This is a genomic window from Buchnera aphidicola (Pemphigus obesinymphae) (assembly GCF_026122815.1).
GTDB classification, from domain to species: domain Bacteria; phylum Pseudomonadota; class Gammaproteobacteria; order Enterobacterales; family Enterobacteriaceae; genus Buchnera_C; species Buchnera_C aphidicola_BJ.
Genome location: NZ_JAIWQW010000017.1, coordinates 5171 through 5696 on the forward strand (window position 1 = coordinate 5171; position 526 = coordinate 5696).

Here is a 526-nt window from a genome sequence, read left to right on the forward strand (position 1 = left end):
GAATACATTTATTTCATTTATATCTCCTTTATTAAATAAAAATAGATATAGATGTAATTATGTATCTATGTATTGTTGTTAACAACGGAAAATTCTCTGATTAATTTCTCTTACTCCTTGATAAATAAAGCATTTGTTACGTTAATTAGCTGTGTATAACTATCATAGTATTTTTTATTTTTCGCAAAAAAACACCAAAATTCACGAAAAAATCTTTTAAAAAAAAAATAGATCAAAAAAAATACAATTAAACGCATCCAAAAAAGAAAAAAAATAATTTATTGATCATTTATTATTCAATTAAACGCATCCAAAAAAGAAAAAAAATAATTTATTGATCATTTATTATTCAATTAAATGCATCCTTTTTCTTAAAAAAAAAATAGATCAAAAAAAATACAATTAAACGCATCCAAAAAAGAAAAAAAATAATTTATTGATCATTTATTATTCAATTAAATGCATCCTTTTTCTTAAAAAAAAAATAGATCAAAAAAAATACAATTAAACGCATCCAAAAAAGAAA